This window comes from Polynucleobacter asymbioticus, assembly GCF_018687575.1.
GTDB classification, from domain to species: Bacteria; Pseudomonadota; Gammaproteobacteria; order Burkholderiales; family Burkholderiaceae; genus Polynucleobacter; species Polynucleobacter asymbioticus_C.
Genome location: NZ_CP061297.1, coordinates 1,440,476 through 1,456,853, shown reverse-complemented (window position 1 = coordinate 1,456,853; position 16,378 = coordinate 1,440,476). Strand labels below are relative to the sequence as shown.

The window sequence follows — 16,378 nt, the reverse complement described above, 5'->3', positions numbered from 1 at the left end:
TGATGTGGTGATGGATCAATTATGACTTAGGTGGGGCTAGGGAAGAGCTTGTGAGACACGGCTTGACCCGAGGAATTGACTTTGACCAAGATCATGTCACCCGAATTGAGAACTTTGCCTGCGAAGGATTGGATATTGACATGATGGGTCACCATGATGATCGGTGCATGAGGATATTTTTTGCGCTCAGCCTGAATGAGTTTGGCTAAATCATCAGTTTGCCTTTGGGCCTGACTCATATCGTCAAAGAAAGACCCGAGTGCTGCCTCCTTTTTAACTGAGCCCTTATTGAGAAGGGTTGCCGTATCTACACAGCGACACCAGGGGCTGCTGTAGACTTGCGCTTGAGTGATGCCCTGCTTGGCCAGCCACTCACCAGTCTGCTGAGCCTGGCGCTTACCTGCTTCACCCAGATTGCGTTGGGTTGAGCACTGCGTTAATTGATAGCCCCTAGGATCGCCATATCCGGGCGCATCGGCATGGCGCATGAGTAAAACGTGTTGACCATCTTGCATGGCATTAGCTAACTCAGTTTGGGCGAGAGCACTGCCATGAGCTCCAATGAGGGTTGCTAGCGAAACAAGTAGTGCAGGTAAAAATTTGATCTTCATAATTGGGTTACCAGGGCAACTTTTCTCCAGAGTAACTCAGAAAACTACCTGAGTCAGTTTTTTGGAGTGCTAGCAATAGTGTGAGCATGTCGCTGGCAGCATCCAAAGGAGATCTACCAATTTGCTCGCCCTTAAAGGGTTTGGATAGACGTGAGTTCACGGTTCCTGGATGCAGGGCTACTAAGGCTGTATTGGGTTTCGTTCTGCCAAATTCAATCGAGGCTGTTTTGATGAGCATGTTTAATGCTGACTTCGAGGCGCGATAGCTAAACCAACCTCCCAAACGATTGTCTTCTATGCTGCCCACTTTGGCAGAGAGGGTTGCCATCACCGATCCCGCTGGATCAAGTAATTTGGCGAAGTGCTTGATGGTTAATCCGGGCCCAATGGCATTAATTTGCATCAACATCTGCAATTGCTCTGCATTGAGGTCATCCAGTTTCTTCTCAGGCATCCAGTTCTCAGAATGCAATACACCAATCGTATTAATGATGAGCTGAAAAGGGCCTTCTTGAGTCAAGCTCGCTGCTGCAGATTCAATCGTGGTGAGATCTTGGTAATCGATTGGGTGCTCTGAGTTGCGATGAAGGCCGTAAACCGCCTCACAATCAGGGGAGGCTTCTAATAACTCCATAAAAGCAGTCCCAATAGTCCCGGAGGATCCAATAATCAAAGCACGAAAGGGTTGTGGGACAAGAGGCATAAGGGCTGCGCTAAAAAGGGGAGAAAAATGGTGCTCAGCTAGTTTATTGAATAAGTCTTAAACTTGCTTGATGGGTACCAAGACAACACAAGCACTCTCTACAGCTGAGCTCTCACGAGTGATCGAAATGGCATGGGAAGATCGCACACCATTTGATGCGATTGAGCAAAGTTTTGGACTATCCGAGCCGCAAGTGATTGCGCTGATGCGTAAAGAGCTCAAGAGAGGCTCATTCAATTTATGGCGTCAGCGGGTAACGGGTAGAGCAACTAAGCATGTCGCCCTCAGAAGTAAGTTGGTAACGCGCGCGTATTGCTCAATGCAGTACAAGCAAAAGTGATGACCATGAGAAAGCTCACCATGTTTTATGATGGCCTCTGTCCTTTATGTCAGGCAGAGATATTGTTTTTGTCTGGTCGTAATCAATCAGGGTTGCTGAGCTTTGTAGATGTGAACTCCAATCGCTACAGCGCTGATGAGATTGGTATATCTTGCCAGCAAGCTTTAGATTCAATGTACGCTCAGTACGATGACGGCGAACTGATTAATGGTGTAGATGTCTTCTCGGCCGCTTACGCAAGAGCGAACTTGCCCAAGTTGGCCTGGTTATTTTCTCGACCAAGCCTTCGCCCAGCCTTAGTTTGGGCTTATCGTTTTTTTGCCAAGCACCGTCATGCAATTTCCGGTCTATTTGGGCCATCCGCCTTATGGTTGGTTAATGTAACTGGTAAACACAAATAAAGGGAGGATGATGAAAATAATTTCACAAAGCAGTACTGCCCTATTGCTGTCCTTAGCTCTGCTGAGTGGCCCTTTATCAGCCAAGAGCTTGGCGCATATTGAAGGCGTAATAAATCAAGTGCAGCCTCAGGGTACTGGCCGGCTCAACTTTTGGGGCTTTCATGTCTATGATGCAACCCTATATCGCCCTGCAAGCAAGGATTCTGCTGACTTTGCCTTGGATATCAAATATCAAAAGTCATTTTCTGGTGCGGCCATCGCGAGTCGGACTGCTGATGAGATGAGGAATATTGGTGTGTCTGAAGCGCAGTCTGCTATTTGGGGTAAAGAGCTTGCAGCAATCTTGCCTAATGTAGAGCCAGGACAAACGCTCACTGGAGTCTACTCACCAAAACAAGGCACCACTTTGTTTTATGACGGTAAGAAAATTGCCCAAATTCCTGGGGCAGATTTTTCTAAAGCCTTCTTTGGAATTTGGCTTGATTCCAAAACAAGCGTACCAAAGCTGAGATCTGAATTGCTGGGTAATGGTTGCCCACCCCCACTGATTACTGGAGCCTGTTAATGTCTAAAATCCAATACCTTAAAAAGTATTTAGTTATTTCTTTGATTGCATTCGGTTTATTGGGCTGCTCTTCACCTTCAGTGAAGCAATACGCGCAAGAAACACCAAAACTGGATTTAAGTGAATACTTCAATGGCACGATTGATGCATACGGCATCTTCACGGATCGTAGTGGTGAAGTTAAAAAACGCTTCACCGTTTTATTGGTTGCCAAATGGTCGGTTGTGAATGGCAAGAAGACAGGTATTTTGGATGAGAGCTTTGAGTACTCCGATGGCACTAAGCAAAAGCGTATCTGGACTCTAGTGGAAACGGCTCCCGGCAAATACACTGGCACTGCAGATGACGTCATCGGCGAAGCTATTGGTGAATCTGCTGGCAATGCCTTGAACTGGGCCTACACACTAGCCCTGCCTGTTGATAACTCCATCTACCATGTGCAATTTGATGACTGGATGTACCTAGTCAGCCCGAAGGTCATGATTAATAAGGCTCAAATGAGTAAATTTGGTATCAATTTGGGTGAAGTGACGCTCAGCTTTTACAAGCGCTAAATAGCCCTCTGATCTTGCCCACTTTATATCCAATATTTGATGTCTCTTTGAAAGATTTGCATTGAAAAAGCTCGTTCTCATTCTGGGTGACCAGCTAGATATCGATAGCCCGATATTAGAAAGCCTCAATCCTCAGAGTGACCATATCGTGATGATTGAGTCCATTGATGAGGCTCAGTATGTTTGGTCGCATAAGGCCAAAATCGTTTTGTTCTTATCGGCGATGCGGCATTTTGCTAAGCAACTTGAAGAGCGGGGTTTGCCGCTCATTTACATGAAGCAGTCGCCACAGTCGATTGGCGATACGCTACGAGAGTTGATTGCCAAGAAAAAATTTACACATTTAGCATGTCTTGAGCCAGGGGAGTATCGACTCAAGTGCGAAATAGAGGGCTTAGCATCTGAGTTAAACATCCACTTGGAAATGCAAGAGGATCCCCATTTTTATTGCTCACGCCATGAGTTTGAGAATTGGGTTGCTGGCAAAAAAGAATTGCGCTTGGAGTATTTCTATCGACTGATGCGCAAGACCCACAATATTCTGGTTGATAAAGAAGGTAACCCTGAGGGTGGACAGTGGAACTTTGACCGAGACAATCGCAAACCGTTTCCAAAAAAGGGACCAGGCTTAATTCCGCCACCAGAGTTATTTGAGCCAGATGACATCACTCAAGAAGTGATTGCACTTGTTGAGAAAACATTTCCTCAGCATCCTGGGTCCTTGGCACACTTTCAGTGGCCAGTTACCCGCGCACAAGCATTGCAGGCGCTTAAAGGGTTTGTGGACCATCGCTTGCCGACTTTTGGTATTCATGAAGATGCGATGTGGACGGATACGCCTTTTGGGTGGCATTCCTTGCTCTCCAGCTCAATGAATTTAAAGTTGCTCAATCCTAGAGAAGTGATTGCTGCTGTCCTCAAAGCGTGGAAGAAAGATGATTTAGATCTAGCTACGGTGGAAGGATTTATTCGTCAGATTTTGGGATGGCGTGAATTTGTGCGCGGTATGTACTACCTTGATATGCCGCAGATGGCGCAAGACAATTTTTATGATCACCACAATCCATTGCCCGAGTGGTACTGGACTGGTAAAACTAAAATGCGTTGTATGCAGCAGGCAATTGGTCAAACGCTCGATTATGGTTACGCCCATCACATCCAACGTCTGATGGTTACGGGAAATTTTGCTTTGCTAGCGGAGGTGCTACCCAAAGCAGTATGTGATTGGTATCTCGCTATTTATATTGATGCGATTGAATGGGTCGAGCTTCCTAATACAGCGGGCATGGCTTTATTTGCGAGCGGGGGTCGCTTTACTAGCAAACCCTATGTCGCCAGTGGCGCCTATGTAAAACGGATGAGTAATTACTGCGATTCTTGCCAATACAAGCCTGATGTGCGCTTTGGTGAGAGTGCTTGCCCTATGACCAATTTGTATTGGAATTTCTTGATCAAGCATCGCAAACAATTTGAGGCAAGTCCGCGTACCCGCTTAATGACCGCGAATTTATCCCGAATTAGCGATGCAGATCAGCAGGCAATTCAGGCGCATGCCAAGGGTCTTTTAGGGGATTTGAACTCCCTATAAGGTATTTATCCCTCCAGTAGCCTGCTACAACGCATTTTGTGAATTTGTGTCACACTTTCGCCATATAAATCAGCAGGTTAAAAAGTCATGAGAATTGAAGACACTGATCCAGCGCGACATGCTGGTATTGAATATCCTATGGAAGTGGGCGCACCTGTTTTTGCGCCAATCAAGGTTCTAGAGGAAAAAGACAAAGCGGTTAACGTTGCCCGCCAAAATGCCAAGCTCGAATACGACCGCATTATGGAGCAGGCTGAAGTGCTGATGAAGCAGGCTAGATCACTTCAAGCGCGATTAGATGCTACAGAAATGGTGCATAGCGCTAAATTTAGCTTTAACCCTTTGCATGGCAAAACCTATCACCTGTATTTTGATAGCCGTATTGGTACGAACGTATTGATTCAGAATGGCCCGGATCAGTGGAGTTGCGGTATTCCTGATGCTTGGACCTATTCCATGGCTGTTAAAAAACTTGGCGACAGTACATGGGCTGTTGTCGAAGAAGATGAGCCTGCGTCATCTTCGCTTGCGGTAAGATAATTTTTTACATAAAAATAATAAGGTGACTTGTGACAACTGCTCGAATTGTTAGTCTTTCAGAACTCGGTAATGCCGATGTGATTCAGTTAATTGATAAAGAGCTGCCAGCTCCAGGTAAAGGTGAAGTGCAACTTCGTCAAACTGCGATTGGTTTTAACTTTATTGATGTGTACCAGCGCTCTGGTGTTTATCCATTAGAGTTGCCAACAGGTTTAGGTCACGAAGCGGTTGGTGTGGTCGAGGCGCTTGGTGAAGGCGTTACGCGATTCAAAGTGGGTGATCGCGTGATGTATATGAATGCCGGTATCGGTGCTTATGCCAGCGCACGTAATGTTGCGGTAGATAAGTTGGTATCTGTTCCAGATGATGTGTCGGATCAAGTTGCCGCCGCCGTGTTCTTCAAGGCAATGACTGCGCAATACTTGATTCAGAAGACATATAAAGTGAAATCTGGCGACGTTGTCTTAGTGCATGCTGCTGCTGGTGGTGTTGGGCAAATCTTAGCGGGTTGGGCAAAGTCCTTGGGCGCTTTTGTGGTGGGCACTGTAGGATCTGAAGCTAAGTTCGCTGCAGCAAAAGAGGCGGGATGCGATGCTGTAGTGGATTACTCAAAGCCGAATTGGGTTGAAGAGGTGATCAAAGCAACCGGTGGCCGCAAGGCAAATATTGTTTATGACTCAGTGGCTAAAACCACTTTCTTGGGATCGCTTGATTGTGCTGCGCCATTTGGAACTGTGGCTCTGTTCGGAGCTGCCTCCGGCCCAGCGCCAGATATTCACCCAGAAATTCTAAACAAGAAGGGTTGCCTATTCTTGACTAGACCTTCTGTGTTCCCGCACAACGCTACTCCAGAGCTTCTTCAAGAAAACGCCCGTGCAGTATTTGATGCAATCGCTCAGGGTCGAGTGAAAGTACAAATTGGCGCTAAGTTCTCGCTCGAGCAAGCAGCTGATGCGCACAAGGCAGCAGAGGGAAGAAAAGTTTCAGGTGCGATCATCATTACACCTTAATTTTTTGCTTGCCGAGTAATCGGCTGACTCATGCAGTTTGATTGAGAGCCTCGCTGATGAAGCGGGGCTTTTTTATATTGATTCTTTATCCGTTATAGTTCAAAAAACACATACAAATCTGGGGTCACGTTTGAATAACATTTCACCTAAAGTATTGGAACAGCTCGCACCGAATGGTGTTCTAACTGCTGGGGTCTATTTGGGTAATATCCTATTAGTGACCGGTAGATCACCCTCTGGCGAGCCGACTGGTATCTCGCCAGATATCTGTCGAGCCATTGCAAAGCGTTTGGGTGTGGAAGTAAATCTGATAGGCTTTAATACGCAGAATGAGGTAGTTGAGGCTGTTGTGAGTGGGAGGTGCGGTATCTCTTTGTTGGGCTCTGATCCATCTCGCGCTCAAAATATTACGTTCACACCTGCTTATGTCGAGCTAGAGGCTACTTACCTGGTACCCGCTCATTCACCCATCACTGAGTTATCTCAGGTAGATCAGCCAGGCATTCGGATTGCATCTTTTCATAAGAGTGCTTATGACCTATGGTTACAACGCAATCTCAAACATGCGAGCCTAGCCCATGCTGATAGCGTGAAAGCTAGCAATGAATTGTTTATCAGCGAAAAATTAGAGGCCTTGGCGGGCTTGAAAACCGGCCTCGTTTCTGTCTCTAAAGATATTCCTGGATCTAGACTTTTAGAGGGTCAATTCACAGGAATTCAGCAGGCAGTTGCTGCTAAAAAATCCCACCTGGAGTCGCTTGAGTTTTTAAATGCCTGTGTGGCGGAATTCATTCGATCTGGTTTGGTGGCTGATCTGATTGCTCAATATCAGGTGCAGGGCCTGTCAGTGGCAAAGCTCCCTTAAAGCTGGTCAGAAGGGCATTAAGCCTGTTTGGGAGTGGGATCAAGGGGGAGAATGCTTCCCACCCACTCCGCTTATAATTGGCTAAGCAATTGAATTAAAAGAATTTTCTTCTTTAAAGACCGTTTTTTGCTTGTTTGACAGCCCCAAGTGGGTCTTGGACAATGCGTGGGGTGGTTTGATTCAAGCCATTTCTTCCCATGACAGCTATTAATTCCTCCTTCCCAGCGCCTTTAACCGCAGCCCTTGAGGCTCGGGCGATATCTTGCGTGCGGGGTGAGCGAGAGCTTTTTAAAGATCTTCATTTGCAGGTATTTGCTGGTCAGTGCTTGCATGTTCGTGGTGAGAATGGCGTTGGTAAAACCAGTCTATTGCGCCTTCTCACTGGCCTAGCCTCCCCTGAGGCTGGAGAAGTTGTCTGGAATAGCCATTCCATTCAAAAAGAGGCATCTGAATATCACAGCAAGCTCTTATTTTTAGGTCATCGCGATGCGCTGAAAGAGGATCTGAGTGCCATCGAAAATTTGCGTATGTATGCAGCGATTGATGGGGTTGAACTTTCCGAGCAAGATGCTTTTTCTGCGCTTTGGCGATTTGGACTCAAGGGGCGCGAAGATCTACCTGCGAACTGCTTATCAGCGGGTCAAAAAAAACGAGTCTTGATGGCACGCATGGTGACGCGACGGGCGCAGGTCTGGATTTTGGATGAGCCTTTTAATGCCTTAGATACCCATGCCGTACAGGAGTTACAAGACTTGATAGCGGAGCATCTTGAGGCTAATGGCTTGGTGGTGCTGACAAGTCATCAGCCACTAGCGATTCCTGGTCTGAGGGTATTAGATCTATGAATGCCTTTATAGCTATTGTTCATCGTGATCTATTGCTGGTGATGCGTCGCAAGAGCGAAGTCTTAACCGCATTATTTTTCTTCGTGATTGTGACCAGCTTGTTCCCGTTGGGAATTGGTGCTGATACCGCCTTACTCAGAAAGATTGCGCCTGGGGTCATTTGGGTTGCTGCCTTACTGTCGACATTGCTAGGTTTGCAGCGGATGTTTGCGGCTGATTACGCCGATGGCACTTTAGAGCAATTGGTCTTGTCCCCCAATTCATTTACGGCCTTGGTATTTGGCAAGATTGTTGCCCATTGGCTGGTTTGTGGGCTGCCCCTGGTTGTGCTGGCGCCAGTGATTGGTATTCAGTTTGATTTGGATGCGCAATCTCTGAAGGTGCTGATGGCAGCATTATTGCTGGGGACGCCAGTCTTGTCTTTACTGGGCTCGATTGGTGCGGCTTTAACTCTCGGGGTTAGGGGCGCTAGTGTCTTGATGAGCCTTCTGATATTGCCTCTCTATGTCCCTGTTTTGATTTTTGGCGCTGGCGCTGTCTACGCCAGTAGTGTGGGTCTTGATGTCACAGGACATTTTTCCCTATTGGGCGCTTTATTCATTTTGGCATTAGCATTTATGCCTTGGGTTAGTGCTAATGCTGTAAAGATTGCCATCGAATGAGTAATGTAAATAATTTATCTTCTAGTCGCATCCTGAATTGGTTCAAATTCTCGAGCCCAAGCACCTTTTATCCGCTCGCTGGAAAAATGATTCCTTGGTTCTGGGCACTCACGTTTATTTTTGGTGCTGCTGGTTTATGGGTGAGCTTCTTTGTGGCACCCGTAGATGCAGTACAGGGTCAGGGTTACCGTATTATTTTTGTTCATGTGCCCGCCTCCTGGATGTCTATGTTCATCTACCTAGTGATGGCCGCTTGGGCTGGATTAGGGTTGGTATTTAATACGCGCCTATCAGCAATGATGGCGCAGGCCTTAGCCCCTATCGGTGCTTGGATGGCTTCCCTGTCTTTGTGGACTGGTGCATTCTGGGGTAAGCCCATGTGGGGTGCTTGGTGGGTGTGGGATGCGCGTTTAACTTCCGAATTAATTCTGCTCTTTCTATACCTCGGATTTATTGCTTTACAAGCCTCCATTGACAATGCTCGCCGCGCCGATAAGGCGGGCGCGATCTTGGCCTTGGTTGGTGTAGTGAACGTGCCCATTATTTATTTTTCAGTGAAGTGGTGGAATACCTTGCATCAAGGCGCCTCCGTCTCATTAACCAAGGCTCCAGCGATGGCACAGACCATGCTCTGGGGGATGCTGTTAATGGCTCTATGCTTCTGGATGTACTCAATCGCAGTAGGGTTAATGCGTGTACGCGCCATCATTTTGGAGCGCGAGGCTCATACTGATTGGGTTAAGCAATTAAACGAGGTAAAGCGTTGATGTGGAATAGTCCAGCCGAATTCTTTGCGATGGGCGGTTATGCCCTGTATGTCTGGTGTAGCTTTGGTGCTTGTGCTCTGGTGCTCTTTTTAGAGCCACTGGCTATTCGCGTGCGCCATAAAGCAATCGTACGAAGGCTGCAACGTGAAGTGATGGCAGAACAGTTTGATCAAAAGGGTAGTCAGTGAAACCAAGACATAAACGAGCAGCCATGATTGTTGGCGCACTCATTGCTATCAGCATTGCGGCAGTACTGATTTTGAATGCGCTCAATAGTAATATTGCTTTGTACGTTACACCAAGTGAAGTAGCTGCCGGTAAGTCCCCAGATGGCCAGGTTTTCCGAATTGGCGGTATGGTCAAAGATGGATCGGTTAAACGCGATGGCCTAACCGTGAACTTTGTGATCACTGATATGGTGAAAGATATTCCTGTGGCTTACACCGGCATTCTTCCAGATTTATTTAAAGAAGGTAAGGGCGCAGTTATTCAAGGGCGTCTCAATTCAAATGGGCAATTTATTGCTAGCGAAGTATTGGCTAAGCATGATGAAAACTATATGCCTCCAGAGGCTCAGCATGCTTTAGAGCAAGCTCAAAAAAATGGAAATAAATAATGATTCCTGAGTTTGGGCATTACGCATTAATTCTGGCCCTATGTATTGCCATCCTCCAGGGGATCCTGCCCTTGGTGGGCGCTCATCAAGGTCGACGCGAATGGATCCTGTTGGCAAGACCTGCTGCACAATCCGTTTTCCTATTGCTCGCCATTGCATTTGTGATTTTGGCCTGGAGCTTCTACTCGAATGACTTTTCTGTCCTCTATGTAGCAGATCATTCAAACTCACAAATGCCCGTGATGTATCGCTTGGGCGCTGTGTGGGGCGGTCATGAAGGCTCTTTATTGCTTTGGGTTTTCTTGCTATCTACTTGGACATTTTTAGTGGCCCAGCTTTCTAAGGCTTTAGATGAATTTATGGTCGCTCGTGTGATCGGGGTCTTGGGCTTAGTGATTACCGGACTGCTTTTATTTGTTCTCTTGACCTCTAATCCGTTTGAGCGACTCTTACCGGCAGCCCAGGATGGGCGCTCTTTAAACCCGCTTTTACAAGATCCAGGATTGGTCTTTCATCCACCGATGTTGTATATGGGTTACGTTGGCTTCTCAGTAGCATTTGCATTTGCGATTGCTTCTTTATTATCTGGTCGCCTTGATGCCGCTTGGGCGCGTTGGTCACGCCCATGGACAACCGCCGCTTGGGTATTTCTAACGCTGGGTATTGCCTTGGGTTCTTGGTGGGCTTATTACGAGTTGGGTTGGGGTGGTTGGTGGTTCTGGGATCCCGTTGAGAATGCCTCATTCATTCCATGGCTGGTAGGCACTGCCTTGCTCCATTCTTTGGCGGTGACTGAGAAGCGTGGCGGCTTTAAGAGCTGGACAGTATTGTTGGCGATTACCGCTTTCTCACTTTCACTTCTAGGAACATTCTTGGTGCGCTCAGGAGTGCTGACTTCAGTGCATGCATTTGCGACTGACCCAAAACGCGGCATCTTTATTTTGATCTTCTTAGTATTGGTAGTGGGTTCCTCTTTAATCCTCTACGCTTGGCGTGCTCCCAAGAGCACGATGGGTGGTAAGTTCAGCTTCACATCCCGTGAGACTTTTATTTTGCTGGGTAATGTGTTCTTGGTGGTGTCTGCTGCATCGGTGCTCTTGGGCACCCTTTATCCTTTGCTGATCGATGCTCTCCATTTGGGCAAGATCTCAGTCGGCCCTCCATACTTCAATAGTGTTTTTGTACCCATCATGATTCCTCTGTTGGTGTTGATGGGAATTGGGCCTTGGACAAACTGGAAGAATTCCAACCTCGTGGATGTGATCAAGCGGCTATGGATCGCAGCTCTGGTGGCGGTGATAGCTGCCGCTTTGATTCCATTTGCCATGGGTGAATTTACTTGGCTCAGTAGCCTTGGTTTCTTATTGGCTTTCTGGGTCATTGCTTCCGGCATTTTGCAAATCATTCGTCAAGCAAAAGCAGGTAAGCCAACACGATCATTTATCGGTATGCAGGTAGCGCATCTCGGTATAGCGGTATTTGTCATTGGCGTCACCATGGTAGGCGCATATCAAGAAGAAAAAGATGTGCGCATGCTTGCGGGTGAGAGCGTTAGTGTGGGTGGTTACGAAATTCAGCTTCAGAGTGTTGACCCAGTTCCGGGCCCAAACTACAAAGCGATGCAAGGAACTTTCTTACTCACCCGCAATGGGAAGTTAGAAGCCACGATGTATCCAGAAAAACGTAGCTACTTTTCTTCAACCATGCCAATGACTGAGGCTGCGATTGACGTAGGTCTGACAAGGGATATCTACGTTTCCTTGGGCGAGGAGTTGGACGATAAAGCCTGGGCGGTACGAGTCTATTACAAACCTTTTGTGGATTGGATTTGGGGTGGTTGCTTATTGATGGCGCTGGGTGGCGTTCTAGCTATGTCAGATAAACGTTATCGCATGAAGTTGAAGAAAGTGGCAGCATGAAAGCCAAGTTTTTAATTCCACTCGTTTTGTTTGTCGTGTTGGTTGGGTTTTTAGCAGTAGGCTTAAGTCGTGATCCACACGAACTACCTTCTCCTCTCATTGGTAAGCAAGCTCCTGCTTTTGAATTGCCGCAACTGGCAGATCCTCAGAAAACCTTTTCACCCGAGAGCATGAAGGGGAAAGTCTGGATTTTGAATGTATGGGCCTCTTGGTGTGTTGCTTGTCGTGAAGAACATCCTGTTCTCGTTGAGCTTGGCAAGTTGCAGCTAGCACCGATTATTGGTTTGGATTACAAAGATAAGCGTGATGATGCTATGGCAATGCTTGCTCGCCAAGGTGATCCTTATGTTTTATCTGCCTTTGATGCTAATGGGCGCGTTGGTATTGACTATGGAGTGTATGGCGTTCCAGAGACATATGTAATTGATAAGGCTGGGGTGATTCGGTTTAAGCATATTGGCCCCATCACGATGGAATTACTGAATAAGAAGATGATTCCTCTATTGGGTGAGCTCAAGTGATTGTGAAAAAGCTGCTCCTATCTACCTTGGCGACTATTGCACTAGCTTGTGCAATCAATAGCTCTTTTGCTAAAGATGCAGTTCCCCTTGCAGATGATCCCGTGACAGAGCAGCGCCTCATTACGATTTCAGAAGAAATGCGCTGTCTAGTCTGCCAAAATGAATCCCTGGCAGGCTCGCGCTCAGATTTGGCAAATGATTTGCGTCGAGAAATTCGTATTCTCATCAACGAGGGCAAGACTGACGAGCAAATTCGGAATTTTATGGTCGAGCGTTATGGCGATTTTGTTTTGTATCGACCGCCTGTGAAGCCGATTACCTGGCTCTTGTGGATAGGCCCTTTTGTGATTTTGCTAGCAGGCATTATTGGCCTCATGGTTTATCTGCGTCGCAGAAATCAGAGTATGCCTAGCGCCACCTTATCCGAAGCAGATAATCGGCGCATTGATGCGCTACTTCGGGATGCAAAATCCAGTTCAACAGAAAATCTACATGACTAGTTTTTTAATACCCGCCGCCCTCTTGTTGATCTTGGTCTTGGTGCTGTTATTGCGCCCATTATTTTTTCCAGAGAGAGAGTCCGCTACATCGCGTCGCCAGATGAATGCAGCTATTTACCGAGAAGAGCTTGATAAGCTTGAGGCTGATCATTTGGCGGGCAGGGTAGATAACGATAGCTATGAACAGACCCATGCAGAAATGCGTCAGCGACTGTTTCAGGATACCGATGAGGCAGATGACCTGGCTGTATTGGGCTCACCCAAGAAAACGATTATTGGAATTTGCCTTTTTGTAGTTCTACTTTCAGCAGGCTTTTATTTCTATCTTGGCGATGCATCTCGGATCGCTGAAAAGAATGCTGAAAAGCCAATGACTCAAGAGTCTGTTGAGCAGATGGTTACTGAGTTTGCTGCCAAGATGGAAAAAGAGCCTGACAATTTGAAGGGTTGGGCGATGTTAGCGCGCTCCTATCGAATTTTGGGTCGCAATGCTGAAGCTGCCAATGCTTATGCTCGCGCAGGCTCTTTCATTGATTCTGATCCGCAATTACTGGCAGACTATGCCGATGTGTTGGCGGCAAATGCCAATGGTAATTTTGCTGGCAAGCCACAACAACTCATTAATAAAGCATTAGCGCTCGATCCTAACAATCTATTGGCTCTATGGCTTTCTGGTACGGCAGCCTTTAATGCACAAAACTACAAAGCTGCCGTCCAGTCTTGGGAAAAGTTGGCAATCCAGCTTCCTCCTGATACAGATGAAGCTCGTGCAATTGCTTCATCTATTGCTGAAGCCCGTAAAAAGGGAGGTCTTGCCCCAGCTAGTACTCCGGCGATCAGCAATCAAGGGGTGAGTGGGCAGGTCGGAATATCCTCTGCGCTTCAGTCCAAAGTGAAAGCGGGTGATATCTTAATGGTGATTGCTCGTAAGCCAGGGGAGCGCATGCCAGTAGCAGTACTTAAAACTTCAGTTACTGCATTTCCTATTAGTTTTGTTCTCAATGATTCTTTAGCAATGAGCCCAAATGCATTGATCTCTCAATTGCCTGAGGTGTCAGTGGAAGTGCGGATCTCAAAAACAGGGATGGCAATGCCAGAATCTGGAGACTTGATATCTGCACCCCAAACCATCAAGGTTGGCACCACCAATGCCCGTTTATTGATTGATCAGATTCGGCCTTAATTAGCCCCGACCAACAAATGGCATGTTGGTTGCCATGATAGTCATAGAAAGAATATTACTTTCTAGGGGTAGTTGAGCCATATGTAAGACGGCTTGCCCAACATGATCCACATCCATAAGTGGCTCTACCTTTTTTGAGCCATCCGGCTGCAAAATACCAGCAGCCATGGGGATGGTCATTTCAGTGCCCGCATTACCAATATCAATTTGACCGCAAGCGATATGAAACGGGCGGCCATCCAATGCAATCGATTTTGTTAAACCAGTGATGGCATGTTTAGTAGCTGTGTATGGAGCGGACATTGGACGAGGCGCATGCGCAGAGATAGAGCCGTTATTAATGATTCGGCCTCCTTGTGGGGATTGCATCTTCATCATGCGAATAGCTTCTTGGGAGCAAAAGAAAGCGCCACAGAGATTGGCGTTCACGACATTCATCCATTGTTCGTAGCTTAGCTCCTCCATGGGAATGGCTGGGGCACCCATGCCGGCATTATTAAAAAGTACATCAATACGGCCAAACTGTTTTTGGATCTCTGAAAATAAGTGTTTGACTTGCTCGGGATTGCCAACATCACAGCTCAGGGCGAGGCAGTTTTGCTTACTCCCACCTATATCCTCAATAGCTCTATTGAGTTTCTCCAGGTTTCTGCCGGCTAGGACAACACGAAACCCACCCTGCAAAAGCGCTTTTGCCGCTGCTTTACCAATACCTGTTCCAGCCCCTGTGACAAGGGCTACTTTATTGAGGTCTGAGTTCATTGCAATCCTGATGATTCTGTGAAAACCCCCATCTTATCTCGAAATAATTTGAATGAATTCATTCCGCTCCTGATCTTTAGGCTCGGGGCATAATGGCAAAAACGAAAAGTATTCTTATGGACTTCATACGCAAAAATATCTATAACCCTCTGGCAGTTGGTATTGCCTTTTTGATTCTGGTTGCCATACTGTTTGCAACACTCTGGGTTCTGGTTCCGCCTCCACCTAGATCTATTGAATTGGCTACTGGTTTTCCGACCGGCTTGTATCAGGAGTTTGGTAAAAAACTCCAGACTGAATTAGCTCAAGAAGGTGTATCACTCAAGTTACGTACCACTGGCGGCACTAGCGACAACTTAGCTTTACTTAACAACCCTGATTCTGGGGTTGATTTTGCAATGGTTCAGGGTGGCGTGGCTGACTTATCAAAGCACCCCAATTTTGTCTCAATTGCCGGTGTCTTTTACGAACCAGTTTGGGTCTGGTATCGAGAGTCGAGTTTCCCAAATGAATCTGGACGATTGGGTTTGTTGAGCCAGCTCAAAGGTAAGCGGGTCTCCATCGGTAATGAAGGTAGTGGCACTCTCTCATTGGCCTCTCATTTGCTTGAGGCAAGTGGATTATCTTTGGGTGATATACGTGCTGAAAAGCTAAAGCCACTCGATGCCTTAGAGAAGTTTAAAAAGGGTGAGTTAGACGCTGTATTTTTGGTCAGTGCAGCCGAGGCACCATTAGTGAAGAGTTTCTATGAAACTCCCGGTATTCGCTTAATGAGTTTTGAGCAGGCTGAAGCCTATGTTCACCTATTTCCTTTTTTATCTAAGGTGACAGTGCCGCGTGGGGTAGTGAGCATTGCATATGACCTTCCGCGTCAAGATATACAGGTCTTAGCGGCAACTGCGACCTTGGTGGGTAAGCAGGATGTCAGTCCTGCATTAGTGACCTTATTGCTTGGCGAAACTTACGAGATTCTCAAAACATATTCCTACTTACAAAAGCCAGGGGAGTTTCCGTCCGGCACTGGCCTGGACTTCCCCTTGCATGTAGATGCAGAAATTTATTTAAAAGATGGCCCCTCTTTGCTGCATCGTCATCTTCCGTTTTGGACGGCTGTATGGATTGGACGATTTGCAAAAATTGTGATCCCACTGTTGGTAATTTTGATTCCCTTATTTACTTATATACCTGCAGCTAAGAATTTACTCTTGCGACTCAAGTTATCTCGGGTATACGACGAGCTCAAGAAAATAGAAAAAAACGCATCCAATCCAGAGCTCAAGGAAAAGAACTTTAGGGACTTGGAGGATATTGAGAGAAGAGTGGGTAATATCAAGGTCTCTATGCTGGATGCGAAAGAGTTATACGACTTAAAGGGGCATGTAGGGGAAGTACGCGGTCGTTTAAATCTGTATTCCTAAATCGTTTG

Annotated in this window: 21 protein-coding genes; 18 read left to right on the top strand and 3 right to left on the bottom strand. The window is 46.7% G+C overall.

Features of this window, described 5'->3' with window-relative positions:
* Positions 1-26 precede the first annotated feature (26 nt).
* Both AOC19_RS07375 and AOC19_RS07370 read right to left on the bottom strand, forming a co-directional pair.
* Complete coding sequence (locus AOC19_RS07375) at positions 27-611, bottom strand: histidine phosphatase family protein (RefSeq protein ID WP_215375459.1); 585 nt, start codon at positions 609-611, stop codon at positions 27-29.
* Positions 612-618: 7 nt separating this feature from the next.
* Positions 619-1,245: an SDR family oxidoreductase gene (locus AOC19_RS07370; protein ID WP_251368011.1), complete on the bottom strand. Its 627-nt coding sequence runs from the start codon at positions 1,243-1,245 to the stop codon at positions 619-621.
* A gap of 139 nt (positions 1,246-1,384) precedes the next feature.
* On the opposite strand from AOC19_RS07370, the gene AOC19_RS07365 reads away from it, so the two are divergent.
* The 17 genes from AOC19_RS07365 to ccmI all read left to right on the top strand — a co-directional run bounded on the left by AOC19_RS07365 (position 1,385) and on the right by ccmI (position 14,190).
* Positions 1,385-1,654, top strand: coding sequence for a TIGR03643 family protein (locus tag AOC19_RS07365; protein ID WP_215375453.1), 270 nt, complete (start codon positions 1,385-1,387; stop codon positions 1,652-1,654).
* A 5-nt stretch (positions 1,655-1,659) separates the two neighbouring features.
* Positions 1,660-2,055, top strand: coding sequence for a thiol-disulfide oxidoreductase DCC family protein (locus tag AOC19_RS07360; protein ID WP_251368010.1), 396 nt, complete (start codon positions 1,660-1,662; stop codon positions 2,053-2,055).
* A 10-nt stretch (positions 2,056-2,065) separates the two neighbouring features.
* Positions 2,066-2,620: a chalcone isomerase family protein gene (locus AOC19_RS07355; protein WP_215375447.1), complete on the top strand. Its 555-nt coding sequence runs from the start codon at positions 2,066-2,068 to the stop codon at positions 2,618-2,620.
* Positions 2,620-3,174: a DUF3833 domain-containing protein gene (locus AOC19_RS07350; protein ID WP_215375445.1), complete on the top strand. Its 555-nt coding sequence runs from the start codon at positions 2,620-2,622 to the stop codon at positions 3,172-3,174. Before AOC19_RS07355 ends, AOC19_RS07350 begins: the two co-directional genes overlap by 1 nt.
* Positions 3,175-3,235: 61 nt before the next feature.
* Positions 3,236-4,762, top strand: a complete 1,527-nt coding sequence (locus AOC19_RS07345; RefSeq protein ID WP_215375442.1) for a cryptochrome/photolyase family protein — start codon at positions 3,236-3,238, stop codon at positions 4,760-4,762.
* Positions 4,763-4,849: 87 nt separating this feature from the next.
* Positions 4,850-5,302 carry a DUF2452 domain-containing protein gene (locus AOC19_RS07340; RefSeq protein WP_215375439.1) on the top strand — a complete coding sequence of 151 codons (453 nt, stop codon included), beginning with the start codon at positions 4,850-4,852 and terminating at the stop codon, positions 5,300-5,302.
* A 29-nt stretch (positions 5,303-5,331) separates the two neighbouring features.
* Entirely contained in the window at positions 5,332-6,312 is a 981-nt protein-coding gene (locus AOC19_RS07335) for a quinone oxidoreductase family protein (RefSeq protein ID WP_215375436.1), read from the top strand.
* A 130-nt stretch (positions 6,313-6,442) separates the two neighbouring features.
* Complete coding sequence (locus AOC19_RS07330; RefSeq protein ID WP_215375433.1) at positions 6,443-7,177, top strand: transporter substrate-binding domain-containing protein; 735 nt, start codon at positions 6,443-6,445, stop codon at positions 7,175-7,177.
* A gap of 197 nt (positions 7,178-7,374) precedes the next feature.
* Complete coding sequence (ccmA, locus tag AOC19_RS07325) at positions 7,375-8,022, top strand: cytochrome c biogenesis heme-transporting ATPase CcmA (RefSeq protein WP_215375430.1); 648 nt, start codon at positions 7,375-7,377, stop codon at positions 8,020-8,022.
* Positions 8,019-8,684, top strand: a complete 666-nt coding sequence (ccmB, locus tag AOC19_RS07320; protein ID WP_215375428.1) for a heme exporter protein CcmB — start codon at positions 8,019-8,021, stop codon at positions 8,682-8,684. The genes ccmA and ccmB overlap by 4 nt, the downstream gene beginning before the upstream one ends.
* A complete protein-coding gene (ccmC, locus tag AOC19_RS07315) occupies positions 8,681-9,451 on the top strand; it encodes a heme ABC transporter permease CcmC (protein WP_215375425.1) in 771 nt (256 codons plus the stop codon). The genes ccmB and ccmC overlap by 4 nt, the downstream gene beginning before the upstream one ends.
* On the top strand, positions 9,451-9,639 hold the full coding sequence (ccmD, locus tag AOC19_RS07310) for a heme exporter protein CcmD (RefSeq protein ID WP_215375422.1): 189 nt from the start codon (positions 9,451-9,453) through the stop codon (positions 9,637-9,639). Before ccmC ends, ccmD begins: the two co-directional genes overlap by 1 nt.
* Complete coding sequence (ccmE, locus tag AOC19_RS07305) at positions 9,636-10,067, top strand: cytochrome c maturation protein CcmE (protein WP_215375406.1); 432 nt, start codon at positions 9,636-9,638, stop codon at positions 10,065-10,067. Before ccmD ends, ccmE begins: the two co-directional genes overlap by 4 nt.
* Positions 10,067-11,986: a heme lyase CcmF/NrfE family subunit gene (locus tag AOC19_RS07300; RefSeq protein ID WP_215375392.1), complete on the top strand. Its 1,920-nt coding sequence runs from the start codon at positions 10,067-10,069 to the stop codon at positions 11,984-11,986. The genes ccmE and AOC19_RS07300 overlap by 1 nt, the downstream gene beginning before the upstream one ends.
* On the top strand, positions 11,983-12,507 hold the full coding sequence (locus AOC19_RS07295) for a DsbE family thiol:disulfide interchange protein (protein ID WP_215375389.1): 525 nt from the start codon (positions 11,983-11,985) through the stop codon (positions 12,505-12,507). Before AOC19_RS07300 ends, AOC19_RS07295 begins: the two co-directional genes overlap by 4 nt.
* A 2-nt stretch (positions 12,508-12,509) precedes the next feature.
* The gene (locus tag AOC19_RS07290) at positions 12,510-13,007 is read left to right on the top strand and encodes a cytochrome c-type biogenesis protein (protein WP_353055741.1); all 498 of its coding nucleotides are present in this window, start codon (positions 12,510-12,512) and stop codon (positions 13,005-13,007) included.
* Positions 13,000-14,190: a c-type cytochrome biogenesis protein CcmI gene (gene ccmI / locus AOC19_RS07285; protein WP_215375386.1), complete on the top strand. Its 1,191-nt coding sequence runs from the start codon at positions 13,000-13,002 to the stop codon at positions 14,188-14,190. Before AOC19_RS07290 ends, ccmI begins: the two co-directional genes overlap by 8 nt.
* On the opposite strand, the gene AOC19_RS07280 is transcribed toward ccmI, so the two are convergent.
* A complete protein-coding gene (locus AOC19_RS07280) occupies positions 14,191-14,952 on the bottom strand; it encodes an SDR family oxidoreductase (RefSeq protein WP_215375383.1) in 762 nt (253 codons plus the stop codon).
* Between the two features lie 116 nt (positions 14,953-15,068).
* On the opposite strand from AOC19_RS07280, the gene AOC19_RS07275 reads away from it, so the two are divergent.
* Entirely contained in the window at positions 15,069-16,370 is a 1,302-nt protein-coding gene (locus tag AOC19_RS07275) for a TAXI family TRAP transporter solute-binding subunit (RefSeq protein WP_215375380.1), read from the top strand.
* Positions 16,371-16,378 lie beyond the last annotated feature (8 nt).

Bases quoted from the DNA above. Each gene is read 5' to 3' on its own strand.
- AOC19_RS07375 (WP_215375459.1), bottom strand. From the start codon at position 611: ATGAAGATCAAATTTTTACCTGCACTACTTGTTTCGCTAGCAACCCTC.
- AOC19_RS07370 (WP_251368011.1), bottom strand. From the start codon at position 1,245: ATGGAGTTATTAGAAGCCTCCCCTGATTGTGAGGCGGTTTACGGCCTT.
- AOC19_RS07365 (WP_215375453.1), top strand. From the start codon at position 1,385: ATGGGTACCAAGACAACACAAGCACTCTCTACAGCTGAGCTCTCACGA.
- AOC19_RS07360 (WP_251368010.1), top strand. From the start codon at position 1,660: ATGAGAAAGCTCACCATGTTTTATGATGGCCTCTGTCCTTTATGTCAG.
- AOC19_RS07355 (WP_215375447.1), top strand. From the start codon at position 2,066: ATGAAAATAATTTCACAAAGCAGTACTGCCCTATTGCTGTCCTTAGCT.
- AOC19_RS07350 (WP_215375445.1), top strand. From the start codon at position 2,620: ATGTCTAAAATCCAATACCTTAAAAAGTATTTAGTTATTTCTTTGATT.
- AOC19_RS07340 (WP_215375439.1), top strand. From the start codon at position 4,850: ATGAGAATTGAAGACACTGATCCAGCGCGACATGCTGGTATTGAATAT.
- ccmA (WP_215375430.1), top strand. From the start codon at position 7,375: ATGACAGCTATTAATTCCTCCTTCCCAGCGCCTTTAACCGCAGCCCTT.
- ccmB (WP_215375428.1), top strand. From the start codon at position 8,019: ATGAATGCCTTTATAGCTATTGTTCATCGTGATCTATTGCTGGTGATG.
- ccmC (WP_215375425.1), top strand. From the start codon at position 8,681: ATGAGTAATGTAAATAATTTATCTTCTAGTCGCATCCTGAATTGGTTC.
- ccmD (WP_215375422.1), top strand. From the start codon at position 9,451: ATGTGGAATAGTCCAGCCGAATTCTTTGCGATGGGCGGTTATGCCCTG.
- AOC19_RS07300 (WP_215375392.1), top strand. From the start codon at position 10,067: ATGATTCCTGAGTTTGGGCATTACGCATTAATTCTGGCCCTATGTATT.
- AOC19_RS07295 (WP_215375389.1), top strand. From the start codon at position 11,983: ATGAAAGCCAAGTTTTTAATTCCACTCGTTTTGTTTGTCGTGTTGGTT.
- ccmI (WP_215375386.1), top strand. From the start codon at position 13,000: ATGACTAGTTTTTTAATACCCGCCGCCCTCTTGTTGATCTTGGTCTTG.
- AOC19_RS07280 (WP_215375383.1), bottom strand. From the start codon at position 14,952: ATGAACTCAGACCTCAATAAAGTAGCCCTTGTCACAGGGGCTGGAACA.
- AOC19_RS07275 (WP_215375380.1), top strand. From the start codon at position 15,069: ATGGACTTCATACGCAAAAATATCTATAACCCTCTGGCAGTTGGTATT.